The following is a 19495-nucleotide window of genomic DNA, read 5'->3' on the forward strand; positions in this document are numbered from 1 at the left end:
AGTGTATTTAGTTGTAGCCGTATAACTATCTGCAGTTACTGCGCTAAAATACTTAACTACTCACCATCAACTTCATTTTTTGAGCGTTAAATTTGTAGTATTAAAACTAGAAACATGAAAATAGCAGGTAATAAAATTTTAATAACCGGAGGCGCTACCGGAATTGGCTTAGGGTTGACAGAAAGATTCTTAAAAGAAAATAATACCGTAATCATTTGCGGCCGGAGAACGTCTGCGCTTGAAGAAGTGCGCAATACTTTTCCCTCGGTTACAACCAGAGTTTGCGATTTGGCCAATGCAAAAGAACGCTTGGACCTTTTCAGCTGGATTGAAGAGCATCATCCCGATTTAAATGTTTTAGTGAACAATGCGGGAATTCAAAATTGGGTAGATGTACGTGATAACGACCTCTATGATAAAGCAAAAAACGAGGTGGAAATTAACGTTTTGGCTCCGATACATTTGACAAACCTGTTTTTGAAACTGAAAAGTCTGGACACGATAATGAATGTAAGCTCCGGACTGGCTTTTGCGCCGCTATCAAGAGTACCTGTTTATTGCGCAACGAAGGCTTTTCTGCGGTCATTTACACTTTCACTCAGACATCAATTAAAAAATGAAAATGTAGAGGTTATTGAAATAATACCACCTGCATTGAATACCGAGTTGGGCGGAACTGGTCTGCACAATGAATATCCGCCGGTAAGCGATTTTATTGAGTCTATATTTAATCAGTTGCTAGAGGGAAAAAATGAACTTACATTTGGAACCAGCGAGCCGAGGGCAAAAGCAAATAACGATGCCATTTCGGCTTATTTCAAAATGATGAATCCTTAGAAGAAAAGCAATGTTAACAATAAAAGGGAACTATGGCAGTTAAAAATGGCGACCAATGCATGGTTATTGGCGGTACCCACAAGGAAAAAGCAGGTAAAATAAGTGATCTGAATATTAGCAAAAACGGACACGAAACGATTACGGTAGCTCAGGAAAACGGCGTCAGGTTTAAAACACTCAGCCGTAACGTAGAAGTGGCTAATCAGGCTGAACCAAAAGATAACTAAGAACAAAAAAATAAGTCTCGGCTAAAAACCGAGACTTATCTGTTTATGCGCTTGCTTTAAGAGATTTAATCTCCGTAAGTGCATTTTGTATTCCATCTCTTTGTTTATTTAACAAATCAAGATGGTCTGCATGTGTTTTTGGGTCGTTAAGCACCGCGTCGTATTTTTCAACTGCGGCAGCCTCGCCAGTTTCAATAGCACCAAGAATTGCTTGATCTTCTTTGCTGCTCAAAGCTTCTTTAATGTCGATCCATGTTCTGTGAATAGCACCAAGGATGCCACCTTCACTGTTATCCGACTCTCCGCCATGGCTTGCTAAATGCGCTTTAAGTTCTAATTCGTATGCTTTACGCTCTGCAGCATATTTTAAAAATATTGCTTTCAACTCTAAATTTTCAGTTGTTTCGCTTGCAGATTGGTAGCCTTCTTTTCCGTCGTTAACGATAGAGATTAGTCCTTTTAAATCTGAGATGATTTCATTATTATTTTCCATAATTTCAATAGGTTTAAAACACAAACGAATCGCATCAGCTAATTGTTTTGAATTTTATACAACCTACGTTGATGAAAACTAATCGGCCAATAAACCTTTAACAAGGCTTTTCCATTGCGGATAAGAAAATCCTGCTTTAGCCGCCATGCCAACAACGAAATTCCTGGCCTTATCATATACATTGCCCTCGTCGGTATTCGGCTCCTCATTTCTGCCATGTTCTTCTGCATAAACAACCAATCCCTTTTTGCGAACAATAAAGGTAGAACTTGCGCCATCTTTCAAAAAGTGCGCCGTATCCTCTTCTTCAGTGAGCGGATTTTGTGTGGGGTGAACGGTCATCGATAATATTTGTTCTCCGTTCTCGCCGGATGACTTAATTGAAGTGATTTTAACCCAATCGTAACCTTCACCCGCTTTCGTGCCCGGCCCGGGTATGTCTATACGAATAAAATCGCCGATTTCTGCCTGCCGATCTAATATTGCTCCGTTTGCATCAGTAAGTTTAAAGCCTGAAATGCCTGCGTAGGCCTCCCATTCATTTACGTTTCTTAAACGAATCGCCGCCCGGTTAAATAAAAGCTCAGCCTCCTCTTCGGTTGTGGCGGTTCTTTCATCCACAGCATCCATTTTACTGCCAGTTACCTGTGCTGGCACATGACCCGATTGATTATCTTCTTCCATAAAATTTTGTATTTAGTTTAACCTCTGATTACTTATTGGAATTACCTGCCGGATTGTAACACTTCTATAACCCGCCGAAATTTAAGAAGTTTAAACAATCATCGCCAATGCCGGTTGGAGGCTAGAAAACCGTATTGTATGGTTCTTGTACTGTATTTACCGCAAAAAAATGAGTATAAATTCGGCAGGCGTTTACTAAACATTTTGAAGAAGTTCTTGGTTGTGTATAAACATTCTATAAAAAACATAATTATGGCAACTACAACAAAAAGCAAAACGACAAGTTCGGCCAAAACAACTGGCTCAACTAAAGCAGCGCCAAAAAAATCTTCAAAATCTGCTTCAGGAAAAATGGAGGATTCTGAATTTCACGAATTCTTTATAGATGAACTTAAAGATATTTATTGGGCTGAGAAACATTTGGTAAAAGCATTACCTAAAATGCAAAAAGCAGCCACCAGCCCAGAGCTTGCAGCAGCTTTCGAGAAACATACCCAGGAAACCCAAACACACATCGATACACTTGAGCAGGTATTTGCACTTCTTGATGAAAAAGCATCTGCGAAAAAATGTGATGCAATGGAAGGACTTTTAGAAGAAGCTAATGGTATTATCGAAGATACAGATTCGGGCACAATGGTACGCGATGCAGGTTTAATTCTTGCTGCTCAAAAAGTGGAGCATTACGAAATTGCAACCTATGGAACATTGAAGGTTTTCGCAGAAAACATGGGCCACACAGATGTTGCTGAATTGCTTGGACAAACACTTGAAAACGAAAAAGCGACTGACGTTGCATTAACAGAATGTTCAGTGAACTTCGTTAACCAGGCCGCTGCACAAGAATAAAAATAAATACGAAGAGCTCTGTTTACAGGGCTCTTTGCATTTAACCAGCGTTTTTCCGCTTTTAAAGGCAATCTCGCAGTTTGACGTGTAGCTTGCAAGGCAACTGTAATCAAAAAAATACAATTAGTTCTTAGTTCATTTAATAAGCAATTTAAAAATTTCGGGCGTTAATGTTGCTGCGAAAAATATTGGAGCTGCAGTGTAGTACTGTAATACCAAACTGCATGCGAATCTGATAAATTATGAACAGTATCATCCTTACTCAATATGACTGAATCAGAATTCAACAAATCCCTAAATGACCACTCGGTGGCACTATTAAATCATGCCATACGATTTACCAAAGATGAAAGTGACGCAGCAGACCTGGTGCAGGATACATTAATTAAGGCAATTCGTTTTAGAGAATCATACCGCGACGGCACAAATTTAAAAGGCTGGCTCTACACAATTTTAAGAAATACTTTTCTCAACACTTTTCGCAAAGAAAAATACAAGCGAGACCACGTTTGCCAAACGGATGAAATTACTTCTAGTCAGCTATCAAATTCGGCAACCGCGAACCTTGCAGAGGGCAGCTTTGTAATTAAAGACATTGGCAAGGCATTGGATATGCTTCCAGACATTTACAGAGTGCCATTTGTTAGATATTTTGAAGGATACAAGTATCAGGAAATCGCTGATGCAACGGGTTTGCCATTAGGAACGGTTAAAACCAGAATACATATGGCCCGGGAGATGCTCAAAAAAATTCTGAAAATTTATAAGTTAAACGATGGGGAAAAGAGTAAAGATTTTCAGTCACCATTTTTGAGCTAGCAGAATATACGAATGGTTAGATCAATTTTCATTCGTTAGTCGTATAAATCGGTTTAAAAAAAACTTTTGTGGCCTTAAGCTCGTTTATTACTAAGAAATAGAACAGGTTGCAAAGCAGCCAGAAATTTCGCCAGTATTGCCTAACGGACTTTAAAAATCGGTTTTACAAACTGAACACAAAGCTGATAATAGTGTTAGCTTGATTGCTATCAGTATTCGGTAGGTTTTCAGACAAAATATATAAAACTACATACAGAAATTGATTTTAGCTTAATGAATGGTTTTTTATCAAAGCGGGACATTAAAACCGCAGAAATTTTTATCGGTGGAACATTAGTCGTTACGCTATCCTGGATAATTTTCAAAAGGCTCCGCAAGCCCAAAACAGTTTTATATCCGGGAGAAATCGGGATTGACTTGGAGCGCTACAAGTTTAGTTTACCATCAAAACAAGGCGATGCTTCGCTTAAGCTTGAGCGTGTTGGCGGTTCATTCGCGGTACGTCTTCAAGGCAAATATCTTGGTCGTGTATTTAAACGTGGCAATGACTGGGTTGCAAAAGGTAAAGCGCTAAAGCCCTATTTAAGCGTCATCGCACAACATTTACCAAATCCGGGCAGCAGAAATTCTTTTAACGATATTTTAGCAGGTGTTTATCCCGAAATTAAAACTGCAAGCTGGAAAACTCCCGAAACATTAGAAGTAGTTTTAAATCAAGATACAGATATCGAGATCTTCACAACTTTTTTGAAGGATGAGTTGCCAAACCTTGTCGAATTTGATGAATATTTAGAGCTTTTGGTGAAAAAGGATGGCGATGGTTATTTCATCAGCATACCCGTTAATTAGTAATTTAAATTCTGTACACGCTCCGTTCGGAGATCAGCGACAGCTACCATAGTGGACAAATCAAATTTTTGTCTGGTTTGCCTCTTTTTTTTTCCTCAAAACAGCCTTCCAAGTACCTAGAACGCCTACAGCCTCATTCATTCGAACAGTTCGATGTTGTGCTCCGTCAAAAGTGAGTTTTGGGGATAGATCGAACTGATTAATCGCCTTTTTCCTTCAGAATCTGTCTCTATATATGTTTCATGAAGTTTTTGAGCAACCCAGTCGCTTTTCCGATTAACTCAACGATATTCTCTTTTCCCCTGGATAAATCGATGAGTCTATTTTCAAGAATAAGGGTATTTCTTTCATAGTCTGATTTTATTTTCCTGTACTCGAAATCAAGAATTACATCATTGAGCATTTTGTCTCTAGCTTAGAAAGTCTATTGTTAAACTCCTCCAACTGGTTTTTTACATTTGACTATTCACTATTATCTTCACTTGAAAAAGCTTGTTAAACCTGTCTCAAAATCATAACATATGCCTCATGCAACATTGGATCTATAGAATATTTCTTAACTCCTCCGCAAAAAGCCTATTGACTTTTTCCGCGTTATATCTCACCCCACATTCCGAAAAGCAATGGTAATAGTGATAGTGCTTGCTGTAACCTTTTGAAGCACTACCTGAGAGCATGTAGCCACAATTTGGGCATATCAGAAAGCCACGTAAGGGAAGCGCATCTGGAGAAGATATAGTCGTCTTTTTTGGTTTGTTTCTACCGTTCAAAACATCCATGGCTGGAGATTTCGGCTCCATTGACCAGGTATTTTCGTAGCGGGTTTACCAGCCTAAGAAACACATGACTCATTTGTAGAATATTAATTATCAATTTGTTGAACTGGTCAGTTTAGACCGAAAGAGACTAACCTTAAATTCCGAAATCAATTGATCACCTCTAGCGAAATCTCCATATTTACAATAAATCACGAATTACCTGTATCATCTGATAACACCTGTATTTTATATTTATCTTGTTTTACTAGAAGGGGTATATATTGGAAATACCATTCCAATTGACCCATTTCCGCCAAACTCTAACACAAACACCACCAATAATTTACACTAGATTCATTTCTGGTGGAATGGGGTCAATCTATCCTGGTTTATCCACTTAATAATAAAAAATCCTAAACCTGCGGAGATTAATCTACTTAATCTCCGCATTTCATCGTTAGATCGTATTTGATTATGCGGAGAAAACATGTTATATTTACCGCATACAGCGCGGAGAATAGAATGTACATACATCAATATAAGGGGTGGCCTAACTTTACTTGGAATGATCGGGAACTCTCGAAATTACTTACGGCGGTACGGTATAAGCAGGGTCGGTTATTAGGCAAAATGGAGGGGCTCGGTTTCAGCTTAAAAAAAGAAGCTACCTTACAAACACTTACTCTAGATGTTCTGAAGTCGAGTGAGATTGAAGGGGAAATACTTAACCCAGACCAAGTACGTTCATCTATTGCAAGACGCTTAGGAATGGAAGTCGCCGGACTTGTTCCCTCAGACAGAAATGTCGATGGTGTAGTTGAAATGATGTTGGACGCGACCCAACGCCATAACTTAGACTTAAGTGACGAGCGATTGTTTGGATGGCATGCAGCACTCTTCCCAACAGGCAGAAGTGGTATGTATAAAATTGTAGTAGGTAGTTGGAGGAATAATTCCAAAGATGATCCTATGCAGGTAATTTCCGGTGCTATGGGAAGGGAAACAGTGCACTATCAGGCACCCGACGCCGAACTACTAGAGCAAGAAATGAAGCATTTTCTAACTTGGTTCAATTCTTTAAGTGATTTTGATCCAGTTTTAAAAGCAGGAATAGCTCATTTATGGTTTTTGACAATCCACCCATTTGATGATGGAAATGGCCGTATTGCAAGGGCTATTACAGATATGCAACTTGGCAGGGCAGATGAAAGCACACAACGATTCTACAGCATGTCTGCTCAAATAAGAGTTGAAAGAAACACTTATTATAGCATGGTTGAGAAAACTCAAAAAGGTAATCTTGATATTACTGAATGGTTAAAATGGTTTCTTGTCTGCTATGATCGAGCATTATCCAACACGGACCAGACATTAGCCAAGGTGATGCAAAAGGCAAAATATTGGGAAAATACTGCAACCGCAAACATTAATGATCGACAGAGGCTTATGCTTAACAAGCTATTAGATGGCTTTGAAGGAAAACTTAATTCCTCAAAATGGGCAAAAATCACAAAATGTTCTCAAGATACTGCTGGAAGAGATATTTCTACACTAGTGGAAAAAGGGCTTTTATTAAAAGAAGCTGCTGGTGGAAGAAGCACAAGTTATATTCTAAATGTTTAATGTGCAAGGAAACCATATTGACTATACAGTTAACATTTTAAATAACTAGCAACTTTTGCTAATTCCTGGAAATCGGACAGGAAAAAGTTCGAAATCTGTCCAGTAAGGCCTACTGTGGGGAAGAACCTGAAAGTGACCCCTCTGTTTCAGGCCAAACTGGCCACCAATTTGATTACCGGATGATGCGCATCTAGTTCCTTTCCTTTTGAGCAAATATACACTTCGGATCCAAATCCATTTTCCTCAAGACTTTTCGGTTTAGTTCATCTCCCTGCCCGATTTATCCCCAATTTAGACTTTTCTAAAGATCAAAATCCATTGCGGAGGAACCGCAACGCTTAAAAAACGCTGTAATCCCTTCAAAAATAGCAAAGCGACCGTAGTCCACTCTGATTTGCTGATATGCTCCCAGGAGCGATTATTTGACGCAGAAACTAAAAGAATATACCAAAAAGCAAGTCGTGAAAAAGTTGATCGAAAGATCAAAACGGCCAGTTTGCCCCGGAACAGGTGGTCAACTTTAAAGCGGAATGGGGTGACACCTTAAATGCGGAACGGGCGGCCATTTTTGCCGAAATGCCCAATTAGGCTGCCTCGGGTCTAAATTGGATACTGTTTAGAACTTTCTTTTGGAATGATAGGAAAGAATACGAGAAATAGTTACTATGAACTTCGAAATGTTATCCGTTCGCTTTTCTTAATGACGCTATCACTTGTAACTGATACATTTTCCCAATCGGTATGATCTTATTTAAAATATAGATGTCTTCTGTGGTATAAGAATCGATCTTAGTGAGTGCTACAAGATATGATCGATGCACCCTGATAAATGAAGCAGCGGGAAGCATGGCTTCAAGGGAAGCCATGGCATATTTGGTCATGAGAGGTCCCTTCGTGGTGTGTATCCTGACATAGTCCTTCAGGCTCTCTATGTAAAGGATATCATCAAGCTGGACTTTCACCATTTTCCGATCGGCCCGGAAATAAAGAAAAGCAGGGGCTGCGCTGTCGTTTACAATGGCCGCAGTTTGTGTTTCTGAAGGCAACATTTGTTCTGGCAATGCTTTCATTACAGCCTTCAGGAACCGCTCAAAACGGATCGGTTTGACCAGGTAATCCGTGACATCTAATTCGAATGCCTTAACAGCATATTGCTCGAAAGCGGTGGTCAATATGATCATTGGCGGGTTGACTAGTGTACCTATCAGATCTAATCCGCTGATCTGCGGCATCTGGATATCCAGAAACAGGATATCGATCTGCTGCTGCTTAAGAGCCGTAATGGCCTGTAAAGCATTACCACACTCACCCGCCAGCGTCAGCATCGGCACCTGAGCAATGTAGCGCCGCATTATCTCCCTTGCTGGAGGTTCATCATCAACGATGAGGCAGTTGTAGGTTTTGAGAGTCTTCATTTTTTTATGAGATCAAGTTCCAGATCAACGATATACATTTCCTCCTCAACGTTAATGGTCAGCTTATGCTGATCGGGATAAAGTAATTGGAGGCGTTTGCGCACGTTCTCGATGCCGATACCCGGCGTTGTTACCTTGACCGTCTCTGGTTTGCCGTTGATCAGCTTCATCGATAGTGCATCACTATGAATAGTTATATGTAGGCTGATCCAGGGATGTTCTGTCATTTGGCTTGCCCCATGCTTAAACGAGTTCTCAATAAAAGGCAGTAAGATTAGCGGAGCGATCAAATGGCTATCTGCGTTGGGTAGTTGCAGCGATATATCTAAGCTATTATCGTAACGGGTCGATTCGAGTTCAATATAGTCCCTGATCATTTTAAACTCTTTATCAAGCGGTACCAATGGCTTGCTGCAATCGTATAAAATGTAGCGGAGTAATTGGGATAAGCCCATGATCATCCCTGAAGCTTTTTCTGAAACCTCCTGGGTGAACGAGTAAATATTATTCAAAGTATTGAACAGAAAATGCGGGTGCAGCTGGGCTTTCAGCATTTGCAGTTCAGCATTGGCCTTCTCTTTTTCCAGCAGCAGCGCAGCCTGTTGCTTTTCATAAAAGCATTTCATCAGTTTAATGGCAGCCGCTACGCCGCCCACCGTGATACTTCCCCGCAAACCGGCCAGAATTGCCGTGCCTAACTGGATATACAAAGCAGGATGCGGCTCACCCGCGACCCTCGGTGATAACTTATCGGCCTGAAGATGCCGTAAATGATCGACAATGGTCATGGACAACGCAGCAGATAAAACAGCCGTTAAAATGATGAGTACAACCGAGCAAAAAGCTGCCAACAAATAATGACCGGGTATTACCTGCTTCGGGATGATCAGATACATCAGTGTGTAAGCAAGGAAGATGCTTGGGATCATATAAACCAGTGTTTCCGGTAAAGTGATGGCCAGTCGATGTAAGAAAGGTTGTTTTTGCAGTACAGGCGAAGGCGAAAAGGAATAAAGTAACAGTTGGAAAATGAACCAAAGAGACCAGAACGCCATGTGGCGCGAAAGCCTCCATTTAGGTTCGTTGGCGTAAATGAATGGTAATTTCTTCATGCTGTCGTTGATCACCAGCTAAGATACGTATCAATTTGCGCGGGACGGCACGAACTGACACTTATTCGACCAACCTCGCCATGATGTCTACCAGATCATTTCATCGACGACGAAATGATCTGGTAGATGGGAAACCTTTGTCTGTTTCCGACATGGGTGGGTTAGTCTACTTTTCTCATTTTGTATGATCCATGCCGGTAGATTTGAGGAAAAAGATCACCATGAAATCACTATCAACATTAATTCTTTTATTGGTGGTAGCGCTCGGCGCATCGGCCCAGATCGATACCAGCAGTTACGCTAAAGAACGACAGGAGATTAGACAACTCTTGCGTAGCCAGGGCCCTGGCACAAACTTGGATTGCACGGATATGATCGCTGTTGGTCCTAAAGGGGATATTTCTTTCACCCGTCAGCAATGGATCGAGGCACAAAAAAAGGAGAAACTGGTATTTAAGTCGGTCAGTCCCGTACCCGGTAATGAGTTCATCCGGATCTATGATGGCACCACCGCTGTGGTCAACCTGCTGATCAATGTAAATATCGTTGTCAATGGCAGTGATCTGAATATCAAGGTCCGCCGGCTGGAAGTATATCATAAGACTTCGGGCAACTGGTGCCGGGTGGCAGGCCAGGGTACGCAAGTAGATGAGGCTTTATTCCCTGTCAGCACAAATAATAAACCTTAACCATATCATGAAAAAAGTTATTCAATTCATTTTTACAACGATGATCCTAAGTACGTTGCTGATCAGCGCGGGATGTAAAAAAGATAACACGCAGAAAGATCCGGACAAGGATACAAAGGGCCTGTACAGTTTTTCAAATACAGAATACACCGGCCTTGCGAATGTCGGTAATCATTATTTTCCAAGGCCACTATCCTTAAGGTTCGGTGAAGGAAACGATGTGACGGCCTGGTCGCACCTGACGCTAAGCGTATGGCACCGGGGCGATGTTCATGGAAAGATCACCAAAGTGGAAGAGAACCCCCAGGGGCAGACAACGGTCACCATTCATTTTGACCTGCCCGGGGATGAGCAATTCAATTCGCCGCAGGTGTATACGATCTCTGCTGACAAGTCTAGGATCACGGGCGGAATGTCGCCCATTATCTCCATGGTCGATATGAAATTATTTCCTAAAGATGCACCCAGCATTGTTGGTAATTGGGCGCAGCCCGATCATCCTGAATGGTTCCCGGATGTCAACGTGATCCGTTTTTTGGCAACAGGTACAACCAATTACTTTCAGAACGGCAAATTTATACTTGCAGCGTTTGATCCACCTACGAACTATGCCCAAAATTACATACAGGATGGCTCACGGATCATATTTTCCGGCGTTAACCCCGATGTAGCAGCACCACTGATAACGCATATCCCGTATTATGGTGTGCTCTCCGCCGATGGGAAAATATTGTATGTTGACGCCTATGAGTTTTCTGCTGCTCGCATATCAACTGCATTAAGCACATTTCCATGGTACGGTCCGAAAGGTACCACCCCCTGGTTGATCAGGCAGTAGTTCGGCACTTAATCGTGCACATGATTTGGCTCGAACCTGTATCACACTAATTTAGCTTAAGTACGGCAAATTGCGTATCAATGTTGGATTCTGTTTTTCGCTAAATAACTGTGGAGTCCTACTATAGCTTGCCATTATCCCAATCCATAAAACACTTACAATAATTTCTTTTTCCTGTACTGTCCCTAAATTTTATTCTTCAACACTTTTTCAAAATTTACTATCGCTTCATAATGTTCATAAAAGTTCGATTTTTCGCGGATTGACTCTACAGCAAGTTGCCAAGTTGAGTGGCAGTTTCTTCAAAAATGTCTCTCCTTGAACATGTCAAATGGCTTGATTTTGAGTTCGAAAATTGTCCAGTATGCTACTTTTAAATTTTAAAATAATTTGCAACTTTCGCCAATTCCTGCAAATCAGACAAGAAAAAGTTCGAAATTTGTCCAGTAACGGCTCCCAAATTTTTGAGTAAATCGTTAAAAGCGGTTACTTAACTTCAAATGATGCCTTCATCGCCATAAAGATTATACCAACCAACTTTGGAAGTCACAAAAGCACGTATAGTGTTCTAGAATTTGGCTACAAAGACAGTAAATTTGGCTTCAAAATGTATTTTCATAATTCACAACTTTGAATAATTAATCAAAGGAATATGAAAGTTATTATAACAGGTTCGTTAGGGAATATAAGTAAACCATTAACGAGCGATTTAGTTGCAAATGGCAATGAGGTAATTGTGATCAGCAGTAACCCGGCAAGGAAGCAAGAAATTGAAGACCTTGGCGCTACCCCCGCAATTGGTGATTTGCATGATGTTGAGTTTCTAAAAAATACTTTTGCCGGTGCCGATGCAGTGTATACAATGGTTCCCCCAGGAAATTATTTCGACCAAAATTTAGATCTTCTTGCCTATTATACCGGTTTAGGAAAAAATTATGCCACAGCCATCGAAGCAGCCGGTGTTAAAAAAGTGGTTAATTTAAGTACCATCGGAGGAAATTTAGCCGAAGGCAATGGAATCTTAAAAGGCGCTCATCAGGTAGAAGAGATTTTGAATGCCTTGCCGGAGGAGATTTCCATTACGCACATGCGCCCTAACTCGTTTTACTATAATCTTCTCAGTTATATCCCAATGATAAAATCGCAAGGAATAATAGCCGCAAATTACGGTGGAAAAGAGGTAATTCCCTGGGTCTCTCCTATCGATATCGCGAGCGCTGTTGCCGCAGAATTAACCTCAACCTCAACTGGTCGAAAAGCACGTTCTGTAGCCAGCGAAGATTTGTCTGGCGATGAGACGGCAAAAATTTTGGGTGAAGCCATTGGGAAACCAGATTTACAATGGATCTTAGTGTCTGACGAAGATACACTCAATGCCTTGATTTCGATTGGCATGAACCCGGAAATTGCTGCAGGCTTGGTAGAAATGTACGGCGCACTCCATAGTGGTTTATTAGCAGAAGACTATTATAAGAATAAGCCTGCTGAAATGGGCAAAGTTAAAATGAAAGATTACGCAAAAGAATTTGCAGCAGCCTTCAATCAATAACATTATATTTGAATATGGCAGGCGTTCAGTTTCATAAATTTAAAACCATTAGCGAACTTCACAATTTCCGGGGTCTACCAAAACCGGACCATCCGCTGATTAGTGTAATCAATCTGGCCGACATCAAAAAAATGCCTCAGGGCAAAAATAATCTTGTATTTGATTTTTACTCCATTGCCCTGAAAAGAAATTTTAATGCAAAAATCAGCTATGGGCAACAGGAATACGATTTTGATGAGGGCATTATGTTTTTCATTTCACCAGGCCAGATTTTCAGCATCGAAGTAGAAAAACAAGCAGCAATAAATCATTCGGGATGGATGTTACTCGTTCATCCTGATTTTTTGTGGAACACGCCTTTAGCTAAGCTTTTTAAACAAAGTGAATTTTTTCATTACACAGTTCATGAAGCACTTTTTCTTTCTGACAAAGAGGAAAATACCATTGCTGCCATTATGCAGAACATTCAGCACGAATACCATTCCAACATTGATAGGTTTAGCCAGAATGTGATGCTTGCACAACTGGAATTGCTCCTTACCTATTCCGACAGGTATTACCACCGCCAGTTTTTAACCAGGAAAATTACCAACCATTCGGTACTTAACAAACTGGAAGCTATTTTAGCGGGCTACTTTGAAAACGATGCTTTGGAAAATAAAGGCTTGCCATCGGTACAGTTTATAGCTAATGCGCTAAACATGTCGCCTAATTACCTCAGTAGCCTTCTAAAAGTATTAACTGGTCAGAGTACACAGCAGCACATTCATGAGAAATTGATAAACATGGCTAAAGAAAAACTATCCGTTACAGATTTATCGGTTAGCGAAATTGCCTATCAACTAGGGTTTGAACATCCGCAATCGTTCAGCAAATTATTTAAAACGAAAACCAATTTTTCTCCACTGGCTTTTAGGGCTTCTTTTAATTAAAAAAGTTTCGCGTACTTTAATGCTTCATTTATAAAAACAAATATGTCTTATTGCAGTGCCATCGACCACATGCAGCCTGAAGAACGAAAGGCTTTGCACAAAAACTACCATGATAATCATTATGGCTTTCCGATTCATGATGATAATGAGCTTTTTGGGCGGTTGGTTATGGAAATTAATCAAGCCGGGCTAAGTTGGGAAACCATTTTAAAAAAGGAGAAATCTTTCAGGATAGCATATGATAATTTTAACATCCAAAAGGTGGCTGCTTATGACGAAACCGCTCGGGAAAGGTTGTTAAATGACCCGGGCATTATAAGGAACCGTTTAAAAGTTAATGCTGCAATAGAAAACGCCAGGACCATTTTAACACTGCAAAAAGACTTAGGTTCTTTTGAGCGCTGGCTCGAGTTTCAGCATCCAAAAACTAAGGAAGAATGGATAAAGATATTTAAGAAGACATTTAAATTTACGGGCGGAGAAATTGTTAACGAATTTTTAATGAGCATTGGGTATTTGCCGGGTTGCCACGACGAAAACTGCCCGATAAATAAGAAAATTGAGAAACATAAGCCAATGTGGCTACTGAAGAAATAAGTTGCAAAAGCATTCCACACGGCACAGATTTTATCAAAAACAAAAAATTATTTATCTGGCAGCATTTATGGAGATTTCTTTTTCAGTAAAATCCTGAACGTTGTGCCTGCGCCAAGCTTACTGTCTACGAAAATCTGGCCACCAGATCGATTAATTATTTCCTTTATCAGATAAAGGCCTAAACCATTTCCCTCGGTTAGATTTTCAACACGCTGGTACTTGGTAAAAATTTTATCGAGGTTTTTATCTTCAATTCCGATTCCATTATCCTCAACTGACAGGCAAATATGGTCGTTTTCAATATATGTTTTAATAGAGATTTTGGGCTTGCGATCAGGGCTTTTATACTTAATAGCATTGTTAACAAGATTGTAAACAATGCTTCTCAGCTTCCGCCGGACGTACGTAATTTCAGAAACTTCAATTTTTGTACTGATTTGTGCCCCGCTTTCCAAAATTTGTGGAGCCAGGGTAAGTCGTATGTCCTCAAATATGTGCTCAAAATTCAGCAACTCTTCTACGGCCTGGTATTTATGCTCCTTAATCCTCGTATCGGTAAGTTCATAGATAATATCTCTCATTTTAACCAGACTTTTCTCGGCATTTTGCATCAACACCGGAAATCTGTCCATACCTTTCTCGGGCAAGAGTTTCAGCAATTCCAGCGTTAGGCCTAAACCTGTTAGCGGCGTCTTTATGTCGTGAGAGATGGTATCTAAAAGTAACTCATGTTCAGCGATCAGCTTTTCCTGCTCTTTTAGATCTTTAATTCTAGCGGTAATTTCAACGAAAGTAATGATAACGCCATTGGTGTTCCCATCATTTCTGGTAATGTAAGGCAGAATGTTCATCTGATACCAACGAAAATCTACCGTCTGAATTTCTTTTTCGAGAATATCACCAGTTTCAATAACGGCATTTATATTTTCCAATATCGACGGAAAACGAAGGTTTTCCTTTATCTCACTTATCGGCCTCCCAATGTCACCCGCTGTCAGATTGAACTGTTTCATTGCGGGAGGCGTAAACTTCCGAAGATTGAGGTTGCCATCAACAAAAAGTTGTGGAATTATCGTATTGCGGAAATAGTTCTCGAGTTCTTCGTTTAAACTTGTTAATTCTGAGATTTGCTTAGTGTGTTCTTTCATTACCAAAATATAGCTTAATTATTTCACTATGTGTATAATAAATCCATGGTTCAATAACATCATGGATAAATGCACAATTAGTGGGTGAGACTAGCATGCAATACTGGTGATGATTTTTGGTTTTGAGTGCAGTTTAATCGATAGAAGAACAGATTCGGGTATCAATTGTTTTCAGAAGGCCGGAAATGGCCACTATAAATTATTGCTAAAACCGTAAAAACATAAACCTCGTTCACAAAATAAGAAATGTTTTAAGCCCTTTAGAACGTACTTTATAAAATTCAGGCATTTCTTAATTACTATTTTAAAATCGCTTTATATTTTTGCTATTGCTAAATGAAAACACAAGATTTTGTTAAGTTTAATGTTAACAACCTTTTTGATTTTAGTCGACTTATGACCATACAATTCATTCATTTTCCAAGTATTTGAAGCATTAACCAGAGAAAAAATTTAATGAAAACTTTAACAGAATTTAAAGAAACACTAAAAAATGATACTCCTTATGATGACTTTTCTATTCACTTGCGAGCGCTTTGGTTCGATGGCAAGGGCGATTGGCAAAAAGCACATGAGGAAGTTGACCAATTAAATGATGTGGGCTCAGCACATATTCATGCCTATCTCCACCGCAAGGAAGGCGATATCTGGAATGCTGATTATTGGTATCGCAGGGCACAGCAAACCCGACCTGAAATATCTTTAGACGAAGAATGGGCGCATCTGGTTCTTAAATTTCTATTAATTAATTGAAATTTTCAATCTCTCAAGTTTGGCAGACAAAAGATGAAGTTTGGCGATATTCAGCAAGTTTCGGGTGGTAAGGAGCGTATTCTAAAAGTACTTTTGTATATTAATAATTCAAAACATTATGAAAGCACAGGATGAGCTCAACTTCAATAGAATTGCCGAAGCGATAAAATACATTCGGGCTAATTTTAAAAGTCAGCCAAGTTTGGAAGAAATTGCCAAAAAGGTAAATCTTAGTCCGTTTCATTTCCAAAAACTCTTTAGCGAATGGGCGGGCACAAGTCCAAAACGTTTTTTGCAATATGTGAGTATTGGCCACGCAAGACAGTTACTTAAAAACAATCATAGCTTGTTTAGCACCGCCCTGGAGACAGGTTTGTCTGGTTCAAGCCGTCTGCACGATTTATTCATTAATATTGAAGGGATGACGCCCGGCGAATACAAAAATGGTGGCAAAAACCTTAGCATAAATTACAGTTTTGCCCAAAGTCCGTTCGGGAACATCCTTGTCGCATCTACATCGAAGGGAATTTGTGATATATCTTTTTATGAGGATGAAAATACGGCGCTGCAAACGCTGCAAAACAAATTTCCGGAAGCCATTTACACGCAGTTAGCAGATTTAGAACAGCAAAATGCGTTGTTCATTTTTAACCATGATTGGACCAAACTCCGGCAAATAAAGCTGCATTTAAAAGGAACTGATTTTCAAATAAAAGTTTGGGAAAGTTTGCTAAAAATCCCCATGGGGCAACTATCAACCTATGGGGCAATTGCGAAAAATTTAGCAAACCCGAATGCTGCAAGAGCGGTGGGGACAGCCATCGGCGACAACCCGGTTGCATTTTTAATTCCCTGTCACCGGGTAATTCAGTCTAGTGGTGCATTGGGCGGCTACCATTGGGGTACCGATAGAAAAACAGCTATAATCGGCTGGGAAGCAGCAAAAGCCAATCCGCAGCCGGCATGGTAAAACACACGGAACTATCATCAGGGTTGCTGAAAATGCAGGTAAAAAATAAAAAGATTTGTTTCGCAGGTAATAGGCGCTTAAAAATTTACGGCAATTTAAATTGTAAATCCGGAAAGCGAATGAAAATGGAAAACCGGGTGTTCTTCGCAACAGAAAGCGACGCTATTGCACATGGATTCCGGCCTTGCGGAAATTGTTTAAAACAGAAGTATAAAAGATGGATTTGTTTAGCAAAGCGATAAATGAAGACACCAATCTGCTGCCACATGGCGGAACGGTTAAATATTATGGAAAATTGTTTTCTGAAACAGAAGCAAACCGTTATTTCGAAGTGCTTTTGAATACTATTGAATGGAAGAATGACGAAGCTTTTATTATGGGCAAACATATAATTACCAAAAGAAAAGTAGCCTGGTACGGAGATGAAAATTACTCATATACCTATTCAAGGTCGTCGAAAACGGCGCTTCCCTGGACAGCTGAGCTGCTGGAATTAAAGAGCATAGCAGAGAAAAAAACTGGCACAATGTTTAACTCGTGCCTGTTAAATTTATACCACAGTGGTGATGAAGGCATGGCCTATCACAGCGATGATGAAAAAGCATTGGCCAAAAATTCTGCAATTGCATCAATGAGTTTCGGTGCTGAGAGAAAATTTCTTTTCAAGCACAAGCAAACCAAAGAAACGATTGGCACCTTTTTAGAGCATGGCAGCTTATTAATCATGGCTGATGAAACCCAAACCAATTGGTTGCATCGACTTCCGCCAACTAAAAAGGTAAGCCGCCCACGAATAAACTTAACGTTTAGAACAATGCTTGGCTAACTACTTTCTAAATTCGCTAATATCAACAATTTTATTGTCGTCATTTTTTTCTAAAAACAAACTTCCTTTAGCATTCTCTTTAAAATGATAATTCTGTTGAACATTCGTTGCTACGGTTGCTGGGTCTAATATTGAGGCAGGCGCCGTAAGGTTCACAGTTTCGCCCGTAATGTAATTTATCTGGTATAGCGACTTCGCAGTTGCGAAAATGAGCGTCTTCCTATCGCCCGAGCTAAATAAAAATTGTCCTTGAATTCGCTCCGCTTCGTTCTGTCTCTTTAAAGGGTAAACCTTACCATTTATAAGTGTAATGATGTAATCGTTATTTACTAAAATGGTGCTAAGGCTTAATTCCTGCAAACCGACAGTTATTTTTCGATCGTTTGCACCGTTTGATGGCCTATCCAACTTGATAACTTCGGGTTTTTCGTTTTTAAGCGAAACAATGTAAAATGGCGAAACCAAACCCGAGCTATCTGCTACCTGGATAAGTGCGGCCGTTTTCTGGCTGTTTAAAAACTTTGGCTGGTAAAATTTATTAGCTAAAGGCCTTTGATCGTCCTGAATCAGAATTGCGGTATCTCTAAATTTTAAAACAAACAGGTCGCCTTCCTTTCTACCCGAATCAACTTTAGCAATTTTTAATGCGTCACCTTTATCTTTTGGAAAATCATTGAAACTTTCTCCGGCTGCTAACGCTCTTGGCTTATATGTTTTCTCGATTTTTTCCTGCTTGCATGAAAATAATGCTACCGATAAGAAAAGTGCTATTAAAGATGTTCTCATAAATGGGCTTTGTTTTTTTATTTGCTAATTTATCATCTTTATTTACCTTTTTATAATTGAAATAAATTTATCTCATTAAAGAAAACATAATAGCGGTTGGGGCCAGTAATTTAATAACTACGATTTTTGCTATTTTTGACCTGGGAAAACTTAATGCTACTTAAATCAAACTTTGTAACTAAAAACAAAAATGTAATCCTTTACGGTATTTCATTGGCCGTGTTATTGTTTTTATTGAAATGGTTGGAACTCCGGTTTATAATAATGAGCCATGCTTTCGAAATATATGCAGGAATAATTGCCTTAATTTTTACCGGCCTTGGCATCTGGCTGGCTTTAAGGCTCACCAAACCCAAAATTAAAACCGTCGTTGTCGAAAAGGAAATCTATGTGGAGAAACCCGAAAACTTCACCGTTAACCAGCACGAACTGGCGAAACTCAATTTAAGTAAACGCGAACTGGAAGTTTTAAACCTAATGGCAACCGGTTTAAGTAACCAGGAAATAGCCGCTCAGTTATTCGTTTCAGTGAATACGGTGAAGACGCATAGTTCAAAACTGTTCGAAAAAATGGAAGTTAAACGCAGAACACAGGCTGTGGAAATGGCTAAGCGCCTCAATATAATCAAGTAAAAAATCACCCTAAAGCATGTAAATCAGACCTTTTTTAAAAATCACCCGAAAGTATGAACGATGAATAAAATGTTTCCTGGAAATTGTTCCTCGAAACTTAAAAAAAAA

At 39.8% G+C, this 19495-nt stretch carries 23 protein-coding genes; 16 read left to right on the top strand and 7 right to left on the bottom strand.

What is annotated here, in order from left to right; translation table 11 throughout:
• The first annotated feature begins 114 nt into the window (after positions 1–114).
• Both ASG14_RS12410 and ASG14_RS12415 read left to right on the top strand, forming a co-directional pair.
• A complete protein-coding gene (locus tag ASG14_RS12410; protein WP_056871365.1) occupies positions 115–837 on the top strand; it encodes an SDR family oxidoreductase in 723 nt (240 codons plus the stop codon).
• Positions 838–869: 32 nt separating this feature from the next.
• Positions 870–1064: an RNA-binding protein gene (locus ASG14_RS12415; protein ID WP_056871366.1), complete on the top strand. Its 195-nt coding sequence runs from the start codon at positions 870–872 to the stop codon at positions 1062–1064.
• A 43-nt stretch (positions 1065–1107) separates the two neighbouring features.
• Here the strand turns inward: ASG14_RS12415 and ASG14_RS12420 are convergent, their stop codons facing one another.
• A complete protein-coding gene (locus ASG14_RS12420) occupies positions 1108–1557 on the bottom strand; it encodes a PA2169 family four-helix-bundle protein (protein WP_056871367.1) in 450 nt (149 codons plus the stop codon).
• 78 nt (positions 1558–1635) lie between these two features.
• On the bottom strand, positions 1636–2241 hold the full coding sequence (locus ASG14_RS12425; RefSeq protein ID WP_056871368.1) for a hypothetical protein: 606 nt from the start codon (positions 2239–2241) through the stop codon (positions 1636–1638).
• A 252-nt stretch (positions 2242–2493) separates the two neighbouring features.
• Between ASG14_RS12425 and ASG14_RS12430 the strand changes: the two genes are divergently transcribed.
• The 3 genes from ASG14_RS12430 (at position 2494) to ASG14_RS12440 (ending at position 4758) form a co-directional block, all read left to right on the top strand.
• Positions 2494–3090: a ferritin-like domain-containing protein gene (locus ASG14_RS12430; protein WP_056871771.1), complete on the top strand. Its 597-nt coding sequence runs from the start codon at positions 2494–2496 to the stop codon at positions 3088–3090.
• A gap of 267 nt (positions 3091–3357) precedes the next feature.
• Positions 3358–3909, top strand: coding sequence for an RNA polymerase sigma factor (locus ASG14_RS12435; protein ID WP_056871369.1), 552 nt, complete (start codon positions 3358–3360; stop codon positions 3907–3909).
• A gap of 273 nt (positions 3910–4182) precedes the next feature.
• Complete coding sequence (locus tag ASG14_RS12440) at positions 4183–4758, top strand: hypothetical protein (protein ID WP_056871370.1); 576 nt, start codon at positions 4183–4185, stop codon at positions 4756–4758.
• 542 nt (positions 4759–5300) lie between these two features.
• Here ASG14_RS12440 and ASG14_RS20275 read toward each other — a convergent pair.
• The gene (locus ASG14_RS20275; protein ID WP_157274913.1) at positions 5301–5558 is read right to left on the bottom strand and encodes a zinc ribbon domain-containing protein; all 258 of its coding nucleotides are present in this window, start codon (positions 5556–5558) and stop codon (positions 5301–5303) included.
• 480 nt (positions 5559–6038) lie between these two features.
• Here ASG14_RS20275 and ASG14_RS12445 point away from each other — a divergent pair, with 480 nt between their 5' ends.
• Positions 6039–7139 (top strand): Fic family protein, encoded by a 1101-nt coding sequence (locus tag ASG14_RS12445; RefSeq protein WP_056871772.1) that lies wholly within the window; start codon positions 6039–6041, stop codon positions 7137–7139.
• A gap of 680 nt (positions 7140–7819) precedes the next feature.
• Here the strand turns inward: ASG14_RS12445 and ASG14_RS12450 are convergent.
• Together ASG14_RS12450 and ASG14_RS20535 are read right to left on the bottom strand one after the other, a co-directional pair.
• On the bottom strand, positions 7820–8554 hold the full coding sequence (locus ASG14_RS12450) for a LytTR family DNA-binding domain-containing protein (RefSeq protein WP_056871371.1): 735 nt from the start codon (positions 8552–8554) through the stop codon (positions 7820–7822).
• Positions 8551–9666 carry a sensor histidine kinase gene (locus ASG14_RS20535; RefSeq protein ID WP_235528578.1) on the bottom strand — a complete coding sequence of 372 codons (1116 nt, stop codon included), beginning with the start codon at positions 9664–9666 and terminating at the stop codon, positions 8551–8553. The genes ASG14_RS12450 and ASG14_RS20535 overlap by 4 nt, the downstream gene beginning before the upstream one ends.
• Before the next feature lie 221 nt (positions 9667–9887).
• On the opposite strand from ASG14_RS20535, the gene ASG14_RS12460 reads away from it, so the two are divergent.
• From ASG14_RS12460 to ASG14_RS12480, 5 genes are all read left to right on the top strand, one after another.
• Complete coding sequence (locus tag ASG14_RS12460; RefSeq protein ID WP_157274914.1) at positions 9888–10355, top strand: nuclear transport factor 2 family protein; 468 nt, start codon at positions 9888–9890, stop codon at positions 10353–10355.
• 7 nt (positions 10356–10362) lie between these two features.
• The gene (locus ASG14_RS12465) at positions 10363–11193 is read left to right on the top strand and encodes a hypothetical protein (RefSeq protein WP_157274915.1); all 831 of its coding nucleotides are present in this window, start codon (positions 10363–10365) and stop codon (positions 11191–11193) included.
• Positions 11194–11845: 652 nt separating this feature from the next.
• The gene (locus tag ASG14_RS12470; protein WP_056871374.1) at positions 11846–12742 is read left to right on the top strand and encodes an NAD(P)H-binding protein; all 897 of its coding nucleotides are present in this window, start codon (positions 11846–11848) and stop codon (positions 12740–12742) included.
• Between the two features lie 14 nt (positions 12743–12756).
• A complete protein-coding gene (locus ASG14_RS12475) occupies positions 12757–13674 on the top strand; it encodes an AraC family transcriptional regulator (RefSeq protein ID WP_056871375.1) in 918 nt (305 codons plus the stop codon).
• A 42-nt stretch (positions 13675–13716) separates the two neighbouring features.
• Entirely contained in the window at positions 13717–14271 is a 555-nt protein-coding gene (locus tag ASG14_RS12480) for a DNA-3-methyladenine glycosylase I (RefSeq protein ID WP_056871376.1), read from the top strand.
• Between the two features lie 65 nt (positions 14272–14336).
• On the opposite strand, the gene ASG14_RS12485 is transcribed toward ASG14_RS12480, so the two are convergent.
• The gene (locus ASG14_RS12485) at positions 14337–15419 is read right to left on the bottom strand and encodes an ATP-binding protein (RefSeq protein ID WP_056871377.1); all 1083 of its coding nucleotides are present in this window, start codon (positions 15417–15419) and stop codon (positions 14337–14339) included.
• 456 nt (positions 15420–15875) lie between these two features.
• Between ASG14_RS12485 and ASG14_RS12490 the strand changes: the two genes are divergently transcribed.
• The 4 genes from ASG14_RS12490 (at position 15876) to ASG14_RS12505 (ending at position 17968) form a co-directional block, all read left to right on the top strand.
• Complete coding sequence (locus ASG14_RS12490) at positions 15876–16172, top strand: hypothetical protein (protein ID WP_056871378.1); 297 nt, start codon at positions 15876–15878, stop codon at positions 16170–16172.
• A gap of 118 nt (positions 16173–16290) precedes the next feature.
• The gene (locus ASG14_RS12495) at positions 16291–17142 is read left to right on the top strand and encodes a methylated-DNA--[protein]-cysteine S-methyltransferase (RefSeq protein WP_056871379.1); all 852 of its coding nucleotides are present in this window, start codon (positions 16291–16293) and stop codon (positions 17140–17142) included.
• 32 nt (positions 17143–17174) lie between these two features.
• Positions 17175–17384, top strand: a complete 210-nt coding sequence (locus ASG14_RS12500) for an Ada metal-binding domain-containing protein (RefSeq protein WP_235528591.1) — start codon at positions 17175–17177, stop codon at positions 17382–17384.
• Positions 17360–17968, top strand: a complete 609-nt coding sequence (locus ASG14_RS12505; protein WP_056871381.1) for an alpha-ketoglutarate-dependent dioxygenase AlkB — start codon at positions 17360–17362, stop codon at positions 17966–17968. Before ASG14_RS12500 ends, ASG14_RS12505 begins: the two co-directional genes overlap by 25 nt.
• Here the strand turns inward: ASG14_RS12505 and ASG14_RS12510 are convergent, their stop codons facing one another.
• Complete coding sequence (locus ASG14_RS12510) at positions 17969–18754, bottom strand: hypothetical protein (RefSeq protein WP_056871382.1); 786 nt, start codon at positions 18752–18754, stop codon at positions 17969–17971.
• A 153-nt stretch (positions 18755–18907) separates the two neighbouring features.
• Between ASG14_RS12510 and ASG14_RS12515 the strand changes: the two genes are divergently transcribed.
• Positions 18908–19387: a response regulator transcription factor gene (locus tag ASG14_RS12515; protein ID WP_056871383.1), complete on the top strand. Its 480-nt coding sequence runs from the start codon at positions 18908–18910 to the stop codon at positions 19385–19387.
• The last annotated feature ends 108 nt before the right edge of the window (positions 19388–19495 follow it).

Origin of the sequence: Pedobacter sp. Leaf194 (assembly GCF_001423945.1) — a bacterium.
In the GTDB taxonomy this organism is placed as follows: Bacteria; Bacteroidota; Bacteroidia; order Sphingobacteriales; family Sphingobacteriaceae; genus Pedobacter.